Genomic DNA, 16,772 nt, shown 5'->3' with positions numbered 1-16,772 from the left:
TGCGCGCCATGCCATCCTGTGCGCAAGCCAACCAGAAGCCGCATAGGAGAAGTGCCATGAATGCCGAAACGCAATGCCCGGTGGGCGCAGGCAAGATGGGCGGCAATGCCGCCCTGTTCGAACAGGCCAACCGCTTGTGGTGGCCAAACCAGCTCGATGTGTCGGTGCTCCACCAGAACCCGCCCGCCGGCGACCCGATGGACCCCGACTTCGATTATGCCGAGGCATTCAAGGGCCTCGATCTCGCAGCGGTAAAGGCCGACATCTTCGCGCTGATGACCGAATCGCAGGATTGGTGGCCCGCCGATTTCGGCCATTACGGCCCGCTCTTCGTTCGCATGGCGTGGCACAGCGCGGGCACGTATCGCATCGGCGACGGGCGCGGTGGCGCGGGCAGCGGGCAGCAGCGCTTCGCCCCGCTCAATAGCTGGCCCGACAATGCCAATCTCGACAAGGCGCGCATCCTGTTGTGGCCGATCAAGCAGAAATACGGGCGGGCTTTGTCCTGGGCCGATCTGCTGATCCTGACCGGCAATTGCGCGCTCGAATCGATGGGTTTCAAGACCGCCGGTTTCGCCGGTGGCCGTGTCGATGTGTGGGAACCCGCGACCGACGTGAATTGGGGGGCCGAGCGCGAATGGCTGCAGACCAGCGAAAAGCCGGGCGGACGATATTCGGGTGAGCGCGAGCTCGCCAACCCGCTGGCGGCGGTGCAGATGGGGCTGATCTACGTCAATCCCCAAGGCCCCGACGGCAACCCCGATCCACTGCTCGCCGCACACGACATTCGCGAAACCTTCGCGCGCATGGCAATGAATGATGAAGAGACTGTCGCGCTGATTGCGGGGGGCCATACTTTCGGCAAGGCACATGGCGCCGCCTCCCCGGACGGCCATGTCGGCCCCGAACCGGAGGGCGCGGGTATTGAGCAGCAGGGCCTGGGTTGGGCCAACAGCTATGGCAGCGGCAATGGCGCGGACACGATCACCAGCGGCCTGGAAGTCACCTGGACGCAGGAACCGACCAAATGGACCAACCTGTTCTTCCAGAACCTGTTCGAGCATGAGTGGGAACTGAGCAAGAGCCCGGCGGGCGCGCATCAGTGGGTCGCCAAGGATGCGGCGGAGGACGTGCCCGACGCGCACGACCCGACCGAGAAGCATCGCCCGACGATGCTCACGACCGACCTGTCGTTGCGCTTCGACCCTATTTACGGGCCGATTTCGCGGCGCTTCCATGAAAACCCCGACCAGTTCGCGACCGCCTTTGCCGAGGCGTGGTATAAGCTGACGCACCGCGACATGGGGCCGCATGTGCGGATGCTGGGCGCGGAAGTCCCCGCCGAGCCGCGCATCTGGCAGGACCCGGTGCCCGCGCCCACGCATCCGCTGATCGACGAGGCCGATGCGGCGGCGTTGAAGGCGCAGATCCTTGGTTCGGGGTTGTCGATTTCGCGGCTGGTGAAGACGGCCTGGGCCTCGGCCTCCACCTTCCGTGGCACCGACAAGCGTGGCGGCGCCAATGGCGCACGCATCCGGCTCGCCCCGCAAAAGGATTGGACGGTCAACGAGCCGGTCGAACTGGCCGAGACGCTCGCCAGACTGGAGGCAATTCAGGCGGCGTTCAACGCGGGCGGCAAGACCGTGTCTCTGGCCGATCTGATCGTGCTGGGTGGCAATGCCGCGGTCGAGGCGGCGGCGAAGAAGGCCGGGCATGACGTGACCGTATCCTTCACGCCGGGCCGCACCGACGCGACGCCCGAGCAGACCGACGCGCACTCGTTCGCGCCGCTGGAACCAAAGGTTGACGGCTTCCGCAATTATGTCGGCGCGCCCTCGCCTTATTCTGCCGAGGAATTGCTGGTCGACCGCGCGCAATTGCTGACGCTGTCGGCACCGGAAATGACGGTGCTGGTCGGTGGCCTGCGCGTGCTGGGGGCGAACTTCGGCGGCTCCGCGCACGGCGTGTTCACCAATCGGCCCGAGACACTGACCAACGACTTCTTCGTCAATTTGCTCAAGACCAGCACGGCGATGAAGTGGACGGCGCGCGAGGACGGCGTGTTCGTCGCGCGCGACCGCAAGACCGGGGCCGAGCAATGGGCGGGCACCCGCGTGGACCTGATCTTCGGCTCCAACTCGCAATTGCGCGCGCTGGCCGAGGCTTATGCCACCGACGATGCGGGAGCGGCGTTCGTCCGCGCCTTCGTGGCGGCGTGGACCAAGGTGATGAACCTCGACCGGTTCGACGTGGCCTGATGCAAGGGGAGCCCGGGGTTGCAGGCGGTTTGCCTGAGGCCCCGGGCTGCTGCTTGCGCCGGAACAGCGACCGGGAAGGCGCTTGGCAGAATCGCCTTCCCCTCCCCCGCTCCAGCCCCTAGTTTGCGGCCATGCGCAAACACATCCTCATCATCCTCGCGATCGTCATCGTCCTCGCGGGGGCCGTTATCTGGTGGGCCGTACAGCCCGACGTGGCGACGCTGCCGATCACCAAGGTCGAGGGCGAACGCCCGACCATCTCCACCCCGCGTGACCAGAGCGTCCCGACCATCGCGGTGGCCGATGCGGTGGGGTGGAAAGACGGCGCGATGCCGGTGGCCGCGCCGGGCCTGAAGGTGGTGCCCTTCGCCAATGGGCTCGATCATCCGCGCTGGCTCTACCGGCTGCCCAATGGCGACATTCTGCTCGCCGAGACCAATTCCCCGCCACGCGCCGTCTCGGGCATCGCCGACATGGTCATGGGTTATTTGCTGAACAAGGCTGGGGCGGGCGGCGCCTCGCCCAACCGCATCCGCTTGCTGCGCGATACCAATGGCGATGGCGTGGCCGAGCTGCAGACGGTGCTGATCGGTGGGCTCAACTCGCCCACCGGCATGGCGTTGATGGGCGGCTATCTCTACATCGCCGATACCGATGCGCTGCTGCGCGTACCGTTCACGCCGGGCGAGACCAAGATCACCGCCAAACCCGAAAAGATCATCGCGCTGAGCGGCGGTGGCAATCATTGGGCGCGCACGCTGCTGGCCGATCCGGCGGGCAAATATCTGTATGTCGGCGTTGGTTCCTCGACCAACATCGCCGATAACGGGCTGGATGCGGAAAAGAACCGCGCCGCAATCCTGCAAGTCGATCCTGCGACCAAGAGCTTCCGCATCTTTGGCGCAGGCTTGCGCAACCCGCAGGGCATGGCGTTCGAACCCAAATCGGGGGCCTTGTGGGTTGCGGTCAATGAGCGCGACATGCTGGGGTCGGACATCGTTCCCGATTACATCACCCGCGTTGGCCTAGGCGACAATTTCGGCTGGCCCTGGTATTATTGGGGCGGCTATCCCGATGCGCGGGTAAAGCCCGAAAATCCGGCGTTGCAAGAGTATTCCAAACGCCCAGATTTCGCGATGGGCCCACATGTCGCGGCGCTTGGACTGAGCTTCGCGGACGATGCAAAATTGGGCCCCAACTTCGCCAATGGCGCGTTCGTCGGCGAGCATGGATCGTGGAACCGTGTGCCGGTGTCGGGCTATAAGGTCGTCTATGTGCCGTTCGGCGACCTCGGCTTTCCCAAGAAGGGCGCGCGGCTGGTCGACGTGCTGACGGGCTTCCTCAACGCCAAGGGGCAGGCGCAAGGGCGTCCGGTCGGTGTCATCACCGACGCGACCGGCGCGCTGCTGGTGGCGGATGATGTCGGGAATACGATCTGGCGGGTGAGCGTGAAGTAAGGCGGGCGTTCCGCCCCACCTGATCTTCCCCGGCACGGGGAGGGGGACCGTGAGCATTCAGCGAATGGTGGTGGGGGCCTCAACACGCGCAGCGTTCGCGGCACGCCCCCTCCACCGCTCGGCTGAAAAGCCGAGCGGTCCCCCTCCCCGTTCCGGGGAGGATTGAAGGCGAGATACGCGTTGAGCGCTTATTCCAGCAGCTTCGGCGCTTCCTTGGCGAGTTTCGCGCGGATCTTGTCGGCGAACAGCGCAAGGAACGGCGGCAGATCGACCTCGGCGCGGACCTTGTCCGCCGCGACCGTCAACCGGCTCGCCACGCGCTGCCCGAGCGCCGCTACGGTGAAGTGCAGCGTGTCACCCTCCCAGCGGTGATCGACCGCCGCGCCGCCGGGGAACAGATCGGCCAATTTGCCGATGCCGCCATCGACCCGCGCGCGCGCCGCCGTCAGCCCGAGTGTGTGGGGAATTTCGACGACAATCGGTTCGCTCATGCCCAGTCCTTTACGTGGCCGTCCTTTACGTCGCGAACAGCATCGCGTCATCGGCAAACGCCTTGAACTCAAGCGCGTTGCCGCTGGGATCATAAAAGAACATCGTCGCCTGTTCGCCCGGTTGCCCGACGAAGCGGATATGCGGGGCGATGCCGAAGCGCGTGCCCGCAGCCGTCAGCCGATCGGCGAGCGCTTGCCAGTCGGGCATGGTCAGCACCACGCCGAAATGCGGCACGGGCACATCTTGGCCATCAACCGCATTGGACACCGCAACGGGCTTGGCGGCAGGATCGAGATGCGCGACGATTTGATGGCCGTACAGATCGAAATCGATCCACACGTCCGAACTGCGCCCCTCGCCACAGCCCAGCGTCCCCCCATAAAAAGCGCGCGCGGCGGCGAGATCGTGGACCGGGAAAGCGAGGTGGAACGGGCGGATCATGCCGAGCACGATAGCGGCGCGCGGCAACGCTGTGCAACCGCCGCGCAATCGCCGCGCCGCGTGGCCCGCTCCAAGCGGGCGTTCAGCGACGGCAATCCTCGGTCACGCGCGCGACTTCAGCCCAGGCGGGCACCACCAGCGTGGCAACACCCGCTTGCTCAACCAGAAAGCGGCCACGGCTGAACGCCATCGCGTCGAGCAGCGAATCGCGCGGCGCCAGCGCGGCCACTGCATAAACAGGCTCGCCCGAGCTCAACCGCACCGGTAGCGTCCGCGCAAGGCTGGTGGTGCGCAACGTGAAGGGTGCCGCCACCGCGCCCCGCCGCGAGAGGTACACCGCGTTGCTGCCCCGGTCGCAGCGCAGCGTCAGCAGCGCCTCGGCACCGGGCCGCCCGAACAGCGCGATCGATCCTTGCGCATCGCTGCGATACGTCCAGTCGCCCGGCGTCACCGGCCAATCCCGCCAATCAGCCGATTGCGGCACCGGCGGCGCGGGTGGCGGCACCGGGCGGGACACCGGCACGGGTTGCGGCCGCGATGGCCGTTGGGGCGCGGGCGGGCTTACGCAGCCGCCAACCACGAGCAATGCCGCAAGGCCAGCGGAGCGGGCGGGAAAAATGCGCATGGCGTACTGTATGCGCGAAGCGGCGGCTGCGCTCAACCGCCGGTCTTGCACCCCGTCGCGATTTCGCCTCTGGTGCCCGGCAGGGAGAGACGCATGGCACTTGAGGCGAAACGATTGCGCGCGATCATTGGTGGATCGGCCGGCAATCTGGTCGAATGGTATGACTGGTACGCCTATTCCGCATTGTCGCTGTATTTCTCGGCCTCCTTTTTCCCCAAGGGCGACCCCACCGCGCAATTGCTGAACACCTCGGCGGTGTTCGCAGTGGGCTTTTTCATGCGGCCGATCGGCGCTTATGTGATGGGCCGCTATGCTGATCGGCATGGGCGCAAGGCCGGACTGGCGGTGTCGGTCGCGTTGATGTGCGCGGGCTCATTGATGATCGCCTTCACGCCGAATTATGCCACGATCGGCATTGCCGCGCCGATCCTCCTGCTGGTCGCGCGGCTGTTGCAGGGGCTGTCGGTCGGCGGTGAATATGGCGCGAGCGCGACCTATCTTTCCGAAATGGCGACGCGGCGGCACCGCGGTTTTTGGTCGAGCTTCCAATATGTCACGCTGATCGGTGGAATGCTGAGCGCGCTGGCGGTGACATTGCTGCTGCAGGCGGTCTTCACCAAGGCGCAAATGGACAGTTTCGGCTGGCGTATCGCCTTCCTGCTGGGCGCGGCGCTGGCGCTTGGCGTCTATCTGTTGCGGCGCGGGTTGGCCGAGACCGCTTCCTTCCAGGCGCTGTCGGCGGATCGTCCGGCCTCGGGCATGGCGGCGTTGTGGCGCGCGCATCCGCGCGAATTCCTGCTGGTCGGTGCGATCAGCGCGGGCGGTGGCCTCGCTTTCTATGCCTACACCACGTACATGCAGAAGTTCCTCGCCAACACGGTCGGCTTTTCGGTGCAGACCGCGACCGCGATCATGACCGCCGCCTTGGTGGTGTTCATGCTGGTGCAGCCGCTGTTCGGCGCACTGGCCGATCGCGTCGGGCGCAGGCCGATGCTGTTGGTGTTCGGCCTTGGCGGGGCGATCGTCTCGGTGCCGGTGTTCAGCGCCCTGGAAAGTGTGCGCACGCCGGGGGCGGCGTTTGCGATCGTGCTGGTGCCGCTGCTGCTGCTCGCGGCCTACACCTCGATCAGCGCGCTGGTGAAAGCCGAGCTGTTCCCCGCGCACATCCGCGCGCTCGGCGTCGCCTTTCCCTATGCGATCGGCAATGCGGCCTTTGGCGGCACCGCCGAATATGTCGCGCTGAGCCTGAAGGGTTGGCACGTCGAAAGCGCGTTTTACTGGTATGTCAGCGTAATGCTGGCGCTGACCAGCGTGTGTTTCTGGCTGCTGCCAGAAACACGGCGGACCAGCCTGATCGTGGAGGATTGAGGGAACCCCCAGGCCGGTTGCGCCGTTTCGGTTGCGCATCAAGGAAACCACCATGTCCCAGACCGAACCGACGCAATTGCTACTGCAATCGAACAAGACCGATACGATGCAGGTGCGGAGCCGCGACGGCGACAAGATCGGCAGCGTGTATGCGATGATGGTCAACAAGCGCACCGGGCACACGCTGTACGTCGTGCTGACGATCGGCGGGTTTCTCGGCATGGGCCGCGCTTATTATCCGCTGCCCTTTTCGCTGCTGCAGTTCGACCCGGTCAACGACACCTATATCGTGACGATCGACCGCCGCGTGCTGGAAGGCGGCCCAAGCTGGGCGGCGAACCCGCCTGAATTCGACCAGGCCTATGCCGATCGGGTGTCGAAATATTATGATGTGGCGGGCGAGGATTTGTCGCTGGGTTAAGCGGCGTCGCGCGCAACGCTGAGCCGCAAGCCCATAGCACCCAACACGGCGGTCAACGTTTCCAGCGTCGGGTTTCCGTTTTCGGAGAGCGCCGCATACAGCGCCTGTCGCCCCACGCCTGTCTTACGGGCGATCTCGGTCATGCCTTTGGAGCGGGCAACGATACCAAGGGCGCGTGCGATATGCTGAGCATCGCCGCCATCCATCGATGCGTCCAGAAAGGCGATTACTTCCTCTTCGGTATCGAGATATTCGGCTGGATCAAAGATCGTCGTTTTCAGCGCCATACTCCTCTCGCCTCGCCAGTTCGATCGCCGTTGTAATGTCGCGCCGTTGACCGCTTTTGTCGCCGCCTGCCAACAATAGAACAATCGCGCTACCCTGCCGTTTGAAATAGACCCGATACCCTGGGCCAAAATGCATCCGCAACTCCTCGACGCCCTCGCCGACCGACTTCGCATCACCGAAATTGCCATCGGCAACGCGCAGCAATCGATCAAAAATGCGCGCACGGCCTCGAAGGTCGCGCAAAGAGGCAAGCCAATCGCGAAATTCGACCGTCTGCCGAACCTCATGTATCTGTCCTTTATATAGGACAGTGGGCTGTTTGTCAAAATCATCGGCCATAAAAGCTCCGCAGGAATATCAGACAGACGTCGGATACTCTCCCGTTGCAGCCGGAGGTCGCTGATCGACGTACGGATTGATTAACTGGCAAAACCGCAGGGCTCAATTTATGTTTTTCCGGGCTTTATCTTGCCCGCCGCGAACTCCCCGCCATGCCCGCGCGCATCTTCTGGCTCTTGCCGTAGCGCGTCTTGCGCGTGCCAGGCTTCCCCTCGTTCGAACGCCCCATGACCGGGGCTTTCTGCTGATCGACCGGCAGGCCCAGTTCTTCCTGCTCCAATTGCCGGATTTCATCGCGCAAGCGCCCGGCGGTCTCGAACTCCAGATCCGCGGCTGCTGCGCGCATCTTCTTTTCGAGGTCCTCAATGTACGCGCGCAGATTGTGGCCGACCATGTGCGGCCGGTCCTCATCGATCTCCACCGTCACCTGATCGCGCTGCGACACGTCCTGGATGATGTCGCCGATGTTGCGCTTGATCGTCGTCGGGGTGATGCCGTTCGCCTCATTATAGGCGCGTTGCTTTTCGCGGCGACGGTTGGTTTCGTTCATCGCGCGCTCCATCGAACCCGTGATGCGGTCTGCATAGAGGATCACGCGCCCGTCGACGTTGCGCGCGGCGCGACCGATCGTCTGGATCAGCGAGGTTTCCGAGCGCAGGAACCCTTCCTTGTCGGCATCGAGGATCGCGACCAGCCCGCATTCGGGAATATCCAATCCCTCGCGCAACAGGTTGATGCCGATCAGCACATCGTACACGCCAAGCCGCAAATCGCGGATCAGCTCGATGCGCTCCAGCGTCTCGACGTCGCTGTGCATATAGCGGACCTTGAGCCCCGCCTCGTGCATGAACTCGGTCAGATCCTCGGCCATGCGCTTGGTCAGCGTCGTCACCAGCGTGCGATAGCCAAGCTCGGCGGTCTTGCGCGCCTCGACGATCAGGTCCTGCACTTGCTCCTCGACCGGCTTGATCTCGATCGGCGGGTCGATCAGGCCAGTCGGGCGAATGACCTGTTCGGCGAACACGCCACCGGTTCGCTCCATCTCCCACGCACCCGGCGTCGCCGAGACATAGGTCGTCTGCGGGCGCATCGCGTCCCATTCGTTGAAGCGAAGCGGTCGGTTGTCGATCGCCGAGGGCAGCCGAAAGCCATATTCGGCAAGCGTCAGCTTGCGGCGGTGATCGCCGCGCGACATGCCGTTGATCTGGCCGATCGTCTGGTGGCTCTCATCGACGAACAGCAACGCATTTTCGGGCAGATATTCGAACAAAGTGGGCGGCGGTTCACCCGGCATCCGGCCAGTGAGGAAGCGCGAATAATTCTCGATCCCCGCGCACGAACCGGTCGCGGCGATCATCTCCAGGTCGAAATTGGTGCGCTGCTCCAGCCGCTGCGCCTCTAACAATTTGCCCTCAGGCACCAGTTCCTTGAGCCGCTCCTGCAGCTCGAATTTGATCGCCTCCATCGCTTGCTTGAGCGTCGGCCCCGGCGTGACATAATGCGAATTGGCGTAGATGCGGATATAATCGAGGCTCGCCACCTTCTTGCCGGTGAGCGGATCGAACTCGACGATCTCCTCGATCTCGTCGCCGAAGAACGACACGCGCCAGGCGGTGTCGTCATAATGCGACGGGAACACCTCCAGCGCATCGCCGCGCACGCGGAAATTGCCGCGCTGGAACGCCGCGTCGTTGCGTTTGTACTGCAGCGCGACGAGCTTGCGCACGATCTCGCGCTGGTCGACCGTTTGGCCCTTCTTCAAATCGAAGATCATCGCCGAATAGGTTTCGACCGAGCCGATACCGTAGAGGCACGACACCGACGCCACGATGATGACATCGTCGCGTTCGAGCAGCGAGCGGGTGGCGGCGTGGCGCATCCGGTCGATCGCCTCGTTGGTCGAGCTTTCCTTCTCGATGTACGTGTCCGAGCGCGCGACATAGGCCTCGGGCTGATAGTAATCGTAATAACTGACGAAATATTCGACCGCATTTTCCGGGAAAAACGACTTCATCTCGCCATAAAGCTGCGCCGCCAGGATCTTGTTGGGGGCGAGGATCAGCGCGGGGCGCTGCACCGCTTCGATCACCTTGGCCATCGTGAAGGTTTTGCCCGAGCCGGTAACGCCGAGCAGCACCTGGTCGCGCTCACCCGCTTGCGTTTGCGCGACCAGCTCGGCGATGGCGGTCGGCTGGTCGCCCGCCGCCTGATATTCGGAGACGAGCTTGAACGGCTTGCCCCCTTCCGCCTTGGGCGGGCGCGCCGGGCGGTGCGGCACGAAGCTGACGCCGGTTTCGGGTTCGTCGAGCGTGGTGCGAATCTGGATTGCCATAGTGCGCCAATATGGGAAGGAACGGGCGACAGACAATCACACATCAGCGCGCAAAGCGCACATCTCCGGGGGACCGATCATCATGACTTTCCGTATTGTGGCGCTGCTCGCGCTGCCGCTGGTGGCCTCCGCCTGTTCGCCCGAAGCGCCGACCAAGCGCCAGCCGGGTAGCTGGTCGCAAAAGATCGAGATCGTCAAATTCGAGGGCAAGGGCGCGACGCCCGAGACCAAGACGCAAATGCAGAAGATGTTCGACGCGATGAGTACCCTGTCGGTCTGCCTCACCCCGGCGGCGGCGGCGAAGGAAGACATTGGCAAGGCGATGGAGCAAATGTCGGCGCGCGGCCAGAATTGCACCTTCGCCAAGAAGGAGGCGACCGGCGCGACGATCGCCATCGACGCAACCTGCAAACAGCCCAATGGCGGCACCGTCAAGATGACGATGAACGGCAGCACCGGCGCGACCGTACAGGACATGACGATGAAGAGCGAGGGCTTCGCCGCCAACGGCACACGGGAAGGCACGATGGAAATGCACGTCAAATCGACGCGCAACGGCGAGTGCAAGCCCAGCGACGTCACCCCGCCCGAGGCGCCCGCGACCGGCCCGGCACCGGCGGCACCGGCCAAGCCGTAAACGCGGCGACGCACCGGATTGCGCGCGGCGCGATCCGGTGCAGTGGCGCGCGCCAGCGATCCACCCTAGCCCGCCGAACATCTATTTTCTAAAATCGAGTCGTTTGAGTCACTTAGTCGCCATTGCGTAAGCATATGATTCTGCTATACTTTTACGATGGATGCGACATACAATCTCAACGGCGGATTTAAGCCGACAATGAAGCGGTTCGCCGATCTCGATGGACCTGATTTCTTCCCGACACCTGCTTGGGCAACTCACGCTTTGATCGACAATGAAACGTTCAAGGGAGATATTTGGGAAAGTGCATGCGGTAATGGCGCGATGTCCGATGTCCTTGATCTAACTGAACAACCAGTCATCAGCAGCGATTTGCACGATCGCGGCTATGGCGAAGGCGGCGTCGATTTTCTGCTCAGCAATCGCCGCGCAGCGAATATCGTCACGAACCCTCCCTACAATGCCGCTGAAGGCTTCGTGGAGGCGGGGCTTCGCAAAGCCGACCACAAGTTCGCCTTACTTCTAAGGCTGGCTTTCCTTGAGGGGGCAAATCGTCAGCGAACAATTTTCACAAGCGCTCCGCCGTCACGCGTCTGGGTCTTCAGTGAGCGCATTACATTTTACCCGGCTGGCGCTGTCCAGAAGGGCACGGGAACAACCGCATACGCCTGGTTTGTGTGGGATAAGCAGGCCCTCGGTTCAACCGAGCTTAAGTGGCTAAAGCCGGGGTATAAAGCTCGTTACAGTTAGATGCCATTGGCCGTCAGGTGAGCACGGCCAGCGTTCGTTACATATAATTTGGCAACCGGGCGATGCTCTAGATATCCGTCGTGGATGGCATTCCCGGCTGTCGCTTTGTGACTTACGATATTGCGGACTTGTTGCTCCCACAATTCTTCGTTCGGGCGAGTGGGAGAAGTGGCACGATCGCTCGCATGAAGTTGCAAAAAATTAGGCAACTCTTTCACGATTTGATCGATTGAATCCTCATTATTTGCGATCCCTCTCAAATATTGCATTACTGCCAGTGCAACTTCTGATTCGGTAACTCGTCCGGCTTTATTCGGCATCCGATCCTCCTGCTGCCAGAAGAATGGCCCGACTCATATCATTACGCAAGGGCTACGATTACTTTGTAGTTCGCGACATATAATAATGCGTCCTACGCCACCCGCCGATACGCCACGCGCCACATCGTCCACCCGATCAACGCAGAGACCAGCGACAGGATCAGGCTCGTCGCGACCGCGCTGATCCAGCGGAACAGCAGCGTTTGCGTATCGGTGACCGGCATCGCGAACAGGCCAAAGCCATAGGTTTGCCCACCAAGAAACAAAGCGAACCCGGCCAGTGCGCCGACCAGAATCGCCATCCACGGTCCGCGTTGGCCAAAGGCGTGGCATAGCAGCCAGACCGGGCCACCGATCGCCACCGCCGCCATCGCCGTAATCACCGCACCCACGACGAAGCCGACCAGCAGCTCAAGCGGTGCCGCGCCGCTGCCGATCAACACCAGCACAGCGGCAAACACGCCGCCGACCAGCCCGCCCGCGGCCAGCGCCAGCCCGGCGCGGTCCAGCGTCGTTTCGTAGCCGTACATACTCCCCCTCGACGCCACGTCCCGATTCTCCCCCGCCGGCGTCTTAGCATCGCGCGGCTGACCTCCCAAGTCCGCCGTTCGAGCGGCGGACCGGGGCGCGATGCCCTGCCGATCGCCTTATGGCAGCGCCAGCGCCGCCTTGGGCAACGCGCGCTCCATCGCCCCGCGCTCGATCGGCGCGACGGGTGGCGCGGGGTGGTAGGGGGCAACTTGGGTCGGTTGCCCAAGCCCAACCGTCTCGAAACCGCGCAACCCCGCCGCCTGCGTCACCGCCGCAAGCAACCGCGGCGGCGTGTCATAGCCTTCATAGGACAGACGGAAGGTGCCCCAATGCACGCCGATCCCGCTAGACGCGCCCAACCGTCGATAGGCCTCGGCGGCGTCGATCGGTCCGATATGGCTACCCGCAACCATTTGCCCCGGCGCGAAGCGGAACGCCCCGATCGGGAGCAGCGCGAGGCGCACTGGACCATAAGCCGCCGCCTCGTTCGCCCAAGCAAGATCGCCGGGGCCAGTATCACCCGCGAAGAACAAATTCCCGCCGGGCAAACGCACGACGAAGCTCGACCACAAGGCGCGGTTACGATCGGCGAACCAGCGGCTGCCCCAATGGTGGTTGCGCGTAACGATGATGTCGACGCCGGGCTTGATAGCCGAGCGCCCGCCCCAGTCGAGCGCGCGCGACGGCACGCCCGCTTGGCCGATGACGCTATCATTGCCGAGGCTGGTGACGATCAGCGGACGGTCGCGCTCCCACAGCCGTTTCAGCGTGGTCAGGTCCATGTGGTCGTAATGATCGTGGCTGACGAGCACGACGTCGATCTTGGGGAGCGCGTCGAACGCGATCCCAGGCTCCGCGACGCGCGCGGGGCCGACGCCAAGCGGCCCGGCGGTGCGGCTCCACACCGGATCGGTCAGGATGTTGAGATCCTGCGTCTGCACCAGCACCGTGGCATGGCCAACCCAGGTGGCAACCATCCGCGCGCCTTCGACCCGCGCAGGCGGCGCAACCGGGTGGACCGCAACATGATCGGGCCATTTCGGCCGGCCGTCGCTATTGGTGAGATAGCGCCAGATAAACCCGCCGCGGCTGCCACCCGATGGCGGCGAAAGATCATCGTCGGTCCCGTCCGGATTGAAGAAGCGCGCGCCATCGAAATGGTCACCCGGCGCGGTGCCGGCGTAATAGCGCGCGTCGAGAAAGCGCGGGACAATTGTGACCGCTAGGCACAAGACGACCGCCAGCCAGAGCAGCGCCGCGCCGATCGTTTTTACCACATGTTTCACCCCGGATATCCTGCCTCTCGCTGATGTCTGAAGGCCAGGACATAGACTGCATCGTCCGCCACCTCATGGCGGTAGAGCGCAACATAGCCGCTATCGCCAAATGCGATCACCAACTCACGGAGCAGGTAATCAGCATCAAGCGGTCGCCCGATTCCGGGGTTGGTTTCCAGCAGCGACAATTTCTGCGCTATCGCCCGGCCAGCGCGCCGCGCCGCATCGGCATTGCGCTCGGCCAGAAAAGTACGACAACGCGCGATGCCGAGGGCAGCGCCCTCGGTTACGATCAGTCGTGGCACTCGGGCCGCCCCGACTCGCTTTCCGACCCCCAGCTCTCCAGCCAGGTCAGCGTTTCGGCACCGGTCAGATGGCGCCCGGTCTCCTGATAGGCGGTCCAGGACTCGATCGCCTCGCGCCGGAATCCCTCGCGCGCTTCCTCGCGATCGACATATTGACGGATCGCCTCGCGCATCACCCAATGCGGAGACCGGTCGCGCGACACCGCCAGCGCCTGAATCCGCGCTTTCATCTCGTCGTCGATCTTGAGCGAGGTTGCCATGATGTGTCCGGTCGGATCAGGTGATACTTGGTACTATATGGCGCATCGCCCTCGCGATCAATCGCGTGCGCCTCAGCAATACTCGCCATCCGACGCGCAGTCTCGCGCTTGATATGCGCAAATCCGTTGTGTATAGACAACATATCGTCATGTTCAGGCAGTGTTCGTGCAGCTACATAATCGCATTTCGGTCTTTCGGGCAGAACGCGGCACATCGCGCCGCGCGCTCGCCGACGCGGTCGGGGTCAACCCGCAGACAATCGGCTATCTCGAACGCGGCGATTACAAACCGAGCCTGGAACTGGCGATGAAGATCGCGGCCTTTTTCGGCGTCGCGGTCGAACATCTGTTTTCCTTCACCCCCTTTGAAAGCGTCGCAGAGGTGCTGCGCCGCGCGGGAGACGCCGTATGACCCGGAAGACGATCGCAGATTATGCCGATGACAGCGTCCGCTGGACCGGCATTCCCAAACTGGCCGATGCGATGTCGCAGGGGCGGCAGCCGCGCTACCATCTGCGCATCCTGCCGATCATCACGCTTGCCCTGGCCAGCGTCGGCATGGTGCTCGTGCTCACCAATCGCCATAATTACTGGCTTGGCTACACGCTGCTGATGGTCGGCTTTTCTCTGGGCAATTTCCTGCCGATCTTCGGCCCGGTCAAACCCTGGGGCGGCGTCGCGCGCGTCGATGAGTGGGACCGCCAGGTTCGGCACAACGCCTATTTCGTGACCTTCGCGACGATCAGTGGTGTCGCCGTGCTGGGAATTTGGCTGCTCTGCTGGCTTGCCCTCTCCCAGGCATGGACGACGACCGACTTCGTCCGCGCTCTTCCATCAGCCGCCATCTATCTCATGGCGATATGGTCCGGCCTCCCGACGCTCCATGCGAGCTGGGCAACCCGCCCGATTGACGACGAGGACGACGCCTAGCGCCAATCGGGCGGCTCCGGCCTGCGCCGGGGCGACAATCAGGAAACCAGCAACCCCTCGCGCGCGATCTTTTCCTTCCACACCAGGGGCGCGAGCTGGTGGACGTTGGCGCCGGTCGAATCGACCGCCACCGTCACCGGGAAATCGACCACTTCGAATTCGTAGATCGCTTCCATGCCGAGGTCCGCGAAGCCGACGACCTTCGATCCCTTGATCGCGCGCGCAACCAGATAGGCAGCCCCACCGACCGCCATCAGATAGGCGCTTTTGCCCTCGGCAATCGCCTTGGTCGCATCGGGCCCGCGCTCGGCCTTGCCGACCATCGCGAGCAGGCCCTGATCGAGCATCATGCGCGTGAACTTGTCCATCCGCGTCGCGGTGGTGGGGCCAGCCGGGCCGACCACTTCCTCGCCGACCGGATCGACCGGCCCGACATAATAGATCACGCGGCCCTTGAATTCGACCGGCAGCGGCTCGCCCGCATCGAGCATGTCCTTGATCCGCTTGTGCGCGGCATCGCGGCCAGTGAGCATCTTGCCGTTGAGCAGCAGCCGGTCGCCCTGCTTCCAGCCCTGCACCACCTCGGGCGTCAGCGTATCGAGATCGACGCAGATCGCGGCGCTGTCGGGCTTCCAGTCGACCTTGGGCCATTCGTCGAGCTTGGGCGCTTCGAGGAAGGCTGGGCCCGATCCGTCGAGCACGAAATGCGCGTGGCGCGTCGCGGCGCAATTGGGGATCATCGCAACGGGCTTGCCAGCGGCATGGCACGGCGCGTCGAGGATCTTGACGTCGAGGATGGTCGACAAACCGCCCAGCCCCTGCGCACCGATGCCAAGTGCATTGACCTTGTCGAAAATCTCGATGCGCAAGGCCTCGATATCGGTCTTGGCCCCACGCGCCTTCAGCGGGCCCATATCGATCGGCTCCATCAGCGCTTGCTTGGCGAGCAGCACGCAATGCTCGGCGGTGCCGCCAATGCCGATGCCGAGCATCCCCGGCGGGCACCAGCCGGCACCCATTTGCGGGAGCATCTCCAGCACCCAATCGACGATCGAGTCGGAGGGGTTCATCATCTTGAACTTGGACTTGTTCTCGCTGCCACCGCCCTTGGCCGCGACATCGACCGAAACGCGGCTCCCCGGCACCATCTCGACGTGCAGCACGCACGGCGTATTGTCCTTGGTGTTGCGGCGCGTGAAAGCGGGGTCGGTCAGCACCGAGGCGCGCAATTTGTTGTCGGGGTTCAGGTACGCCAGCCGCACACCTTCATCGACAATCTCCTGCAGCGACCGGCTGGTGTCATCAAACCGGCAATCCATGCCCCATTTGATGAAGACGTTGACGATGCCGGTATCCTGGCAAATCGGGCGATGCCCCTCGGCGCACATCCGGCTGTTGGTCAGGATCTGCGCGATCGCGTCCTTGGCGGCGGGGCCTTGCTCGGCCTCATACGCTTCGCCCAACGCACGGATATAGTCCATCGGGTGATAGAAAGAGATGAACTGCAGCGCGTCGGCCACGCTCTCGATCAGATCGGCTTCACGGATGATGGTGGTCATGTTGGGCTCCTGTCTTGCGCCGCGCCTTAAGCCGATGTTGCGCGCGCGCCAAGCGCAGGGTGGCATCTGCGGCGATCCTGCGGCCCCTACTCATTTTGGACTATTTTGGATGAATTGGCCGCCATGCAAGGGATTCAGAAAGGTTGCGACTTTACCTATGGCCCATGATTCTCGGGAATATC

20 protein-coding genes are annotated in these 16,772 nt (G+C 63.6%); 8 read left to right on the top strand and 12 right to left on the bottom strand.

The window, feature by feature from the left end; translation table 11 throughout:
* Nucleotides 1-56 precede the first annotated feature (56 nt).
* Together katG and WC704_RS08595 are read left to right on the top strand one after the other, a co-directional pair.
* Nucleotides 57-2,258 (top strand): catalase/peroxidase HPI, encoded by a 2,202-nt coding sequence (gene katG / locus WC704_RS08600; RefSeq protein ID WP_372889496.1) that lies wholly within the window; start codon nt 57-59, stop codon nt 2,256-2,258.
* Nucleotides 2,259-2,389: 131 nt separating this feature from the next.
* Complete coding sequence (locus tag WC704_RS08595; RefSeq protein ID WP_372889495.1) at nt 2,390-3,715, top strand: sorbosone dehydrogenase family protein; 1,326 nt, start codon at nt 2,390-2,392, stop codon at nt 3,713-3,715.
* Between the two features lie 188 nt (nt 3,716-3,903).
* Here the strand turns inward: WC704_RS08595 and WC704_RS08590 are convergent, their stop codons facing one another.
* The 3 genes from WC704_RS08590 to WC704_RS08580 form a co-directional block, all read right to left on the bottom strand.
* Nucleotides 3,904-4,206: a polyhydroxyalkanoic acid system family protein gene (locus WC704_RS08590; RefSeq protein WP_372889494.1), complete on the bottom strand. Its 303-nt coding sequence runs from the start codon at nt 4,204-4,206 to the stop codon at nt 3,904-3,906.
* Between the two features lie 25 nt (nt 4,207-4,231).
* Nucleotides 4,232-4,648 carry a VOC family protein gene (locus tag WC704_RS08585; RefSeq protein ID WP_372889555.1) on the bottom strand — a complete coding sequence of 139 codons (417 nt, stop codon included), beginning with the start codon at nt 4,646-4,648 and terminating at the stop codon, nt 4,232-4,234.
* Between the two features lie 82 nt (nt 4,649-4,730).
* Complete coding sequence (locus WC704_RS08580) at nt 4,731-5,273, bottom strand: hypothetical protein (protein WP_372889493.1); 543 nt, start codon at nt 5,271-5,273, stop codon at nt 4,731-4,733.
* A 93-nt stretch (nt 5,274-5,366) separates the two neighbouring features.
* Here WC704_RS08580 and WC704_RS08575 point away from each other — a divergent pair, with 93 nt between their 5' ends.
* Both WC704_RS08575 and WC704_RS08570 read left to right on the top strand, forming a co-directional pair.
* Nucleotides 5,367-6,641, top strand: a complete 1,275-nt coding sequence (locus WC704_RS08575; RefSeq protein WP_372889492.1) for an MFS transporter — start codon at nt 5,367-5,369, stop codon at nt 6,639-6,641.
* A 52-nt stretch (nt 6,642-6,693) separates the two neighbouring features.
* Entirely contained in the window at nt 6,694-7,062 is a 369-nt protein-coding gene (locus WC704_RS08570) for a PRC-barrel domain-containing protein (RefSeq protein WP_372889491.1), read from the top strand.
* Here the strand turns inward: WC704_RS08570 and WC704_RS08565 are convergent.
* From WC704_RS08565 to uvrB, 3 genes are all read right to left on the bottom strand, one after another.
* A complete protein-coding gene (locus WC704_RS08565; protein ID WP_033965485.1) occupies nt 7,059-7,349 on the bottom strand; it encodes an addiction module antidote protein in 291 nt (96 codons plus the stop codon). The genes WC704_RS08570 and WC704_RS08565 overlap by 4 nt on opposite strands.
* On the bottom strand, nt 7,324-7,641 hold the full coding sequence (locus tag WC704_RS08560) for a type II toxin-antitoxin system RelE/ParE family toxin (protein WP_372889554.1): 318 nt from the start codon (nt 7,639-7,641) through the stop codon (nt 7,324-7,326). Before WC704_RS08560 ends, WC704_RS08565 begins: the two co-directional genes overlap by 26 nt.
* A gap of 172 nt (nt 7,642-7,813) precedes the next feature.
* A complete protein-coding gene (uvrB, locus tag WC704_RS08555) occupies nt 7,814-10,021 on the bottom strand; it encodes an excinuclease ABC subunit UvrB (protein WP_372889490.1) in 2,208 nt (735 codons plus the stop codon).
* A gap of 82 nt (nt 10,022-10,103) precedes the next feature.
* Between uvrB and WC704_RS08550 the strand changes: the two genes are divergently transcribed.
* Both WC704_RS08550 and WC704_RS08545 read left to right on the top strand, forming a co-directional pair.
* Nucleotides 10,104-10,658 carry a DUF3617 domain-containing protein gene (locus WC704_RS08550; RefSeq protein ID WP_372889489.1) on the top strand — a complete coding sequence of 185 codons (555 nt, stop codon included), beginning with the start codon at nt 10,104-10,106 and terminating at the stop codon, nt 10,656-10,658.
* Between the two features lie 198 nt (nt 10,659-10,856).
* Nucleotides 10,857-11,408 carry a hypothetical protein gene (locus tag WC704_RS08545; protein WP_372889488.1) on the top strand — a complete coding sequence of 184 codons (552 nt, stop codon included), beginning with the start codon at nt 10,857-10,859 and terminating at the stop codon, nt 11,406-11,408.
* On the opposite strand, the gene WC704_RS08540 is transcribed toward WC704_RS08545, so the two are convergent.
* The 5 genes from WC704_RS08540 to WC704_RS08520 form a co-directional block, all read right to left on the bottom strand.
* On the bottom strand, nt 11,405-11,728 hold the full coding sequence (locus WC704_RS08540; protein WP_372889487.1) for a hypothetical protein: 324 nt from the start codon (nt 11,726-11,728) through the stop codon (nt 11,405-11,407). The genes WC704_RS08545 and WC704_RS08540 overlap by 4 nt on opposite strands.
* A gap of 92 nt (nt 11,729-11,820) precedes the next feature.
* Complete coding sequence (locus tag WC704_RS08535) at nt 11,821-12,258, bottom strand: hypothetical protein (protein WP_372889486.1); 438 nt, start codon at nt 12,256-12,258, stop codon at nt 11,821-11,823.
* A 117-nt stretch (nt 12,259-12,375) separates the two neighbouring features.
* Complete coding sequence (locus WC704_RS08530; RefSeq protein WP_372889485.1) at nt 12,376-13,545, bottom strand: MBL fold metallo-hydrolase; 1,170 nt, start codon at nt 13,543-13,545, stop codon at nt 12,376-12,378.
* Nucleotides 13,542-13,841 carry a type II toxin-antitoxin system RelE/ParE family toxin gene (locus WC704_RS08525; RefSeq protein ID WP_372889484.1) on the bottom strand — a complete coding sequence of 100 codons (300 nt, stop codon included), beginning with the start codon at nt 13,839-13,841 and terminating at the stop codon, nt 13,542-13,544. The genes WC704_RS08530 and WC704_RS08525 overlap by 4 nt, the downstream gene beginning before the upstream one ends.
* Entirely contained in the window at nt 13,829-14,101 is a 273-nt protein-coding gene (locus tag WC704_RS08520; protein ID WP_372889483.1) for a CopG family ribbon-helix-helix protein, read from the bottom strand. The genes WC704_RS08525 and WC704_RS08520 overlap by 13 nt, the downstream gene beginning before the upstream one ends.
* A gap of 166 nt (nt 14,102-14,267) precedes the next feature.
* Here WC704_RS08520 and WC704_RS08515 point away from each other — a divergent pair, with 166 nt between their 5' ends.
* Nucleotides 14,268-14,513: a helix-turn-helix transcriptional regulator gene (locus WC704_RS08515; RefSeq protein WP_372889482.1), complete on the top strand. Its 246-nt coding sequence runs from the start codon at nt 14,268-14,270 to the stop codon at nt 14,511-14,513.
* Nucleotides 14,510-15,031 (top strand): hypothetical protein, encoded by a 522-nt coding sequence (locus WC704_RS08510; RefSeq protein ID WP_372889481.1) that lies wholly within the window; start codon nt 14,510-14,512, stop codon nt 15,029-15,031. Before WC704_RS08515 ends, WC704_RS08510 begins: the two co-directional genes overlap by 4 nt.
* A gap of 38 nt (nt 15,032-15,069) precedes the next feature.
* Here WC704_RS08510 and WC704_RS08505 read toward each other — a convergent pair whose 3' ends face one another.
* Complete coding sequence (locus WC704_RS08505; RefSeq protein ID WP_372889480.1) at nt 15,070-16,590, bottom strand: fumarate hydratase; 1,521 nt, start codon at nt 16,588-16,590, stop codon at nt 15,070-15,072.
* Between the last annotated feature and the right edge of the window lie 182 nt (nt 16,591-16,772).

The organism is Sphingomonas sp. (genome assembly GCF_041661885.1).
Taxonomy (GTDB): Bacteria; Pseudomonadota; Alphaproteobacteria; order Sphingomonadales; family Sphingomonadaceae; genus Sphingomonas.
The sequence above is the reverse complement of the archived record's forward strand: the minus strand, read 5'-3'. Positions and strand labels throughout refer to the sequence as shown.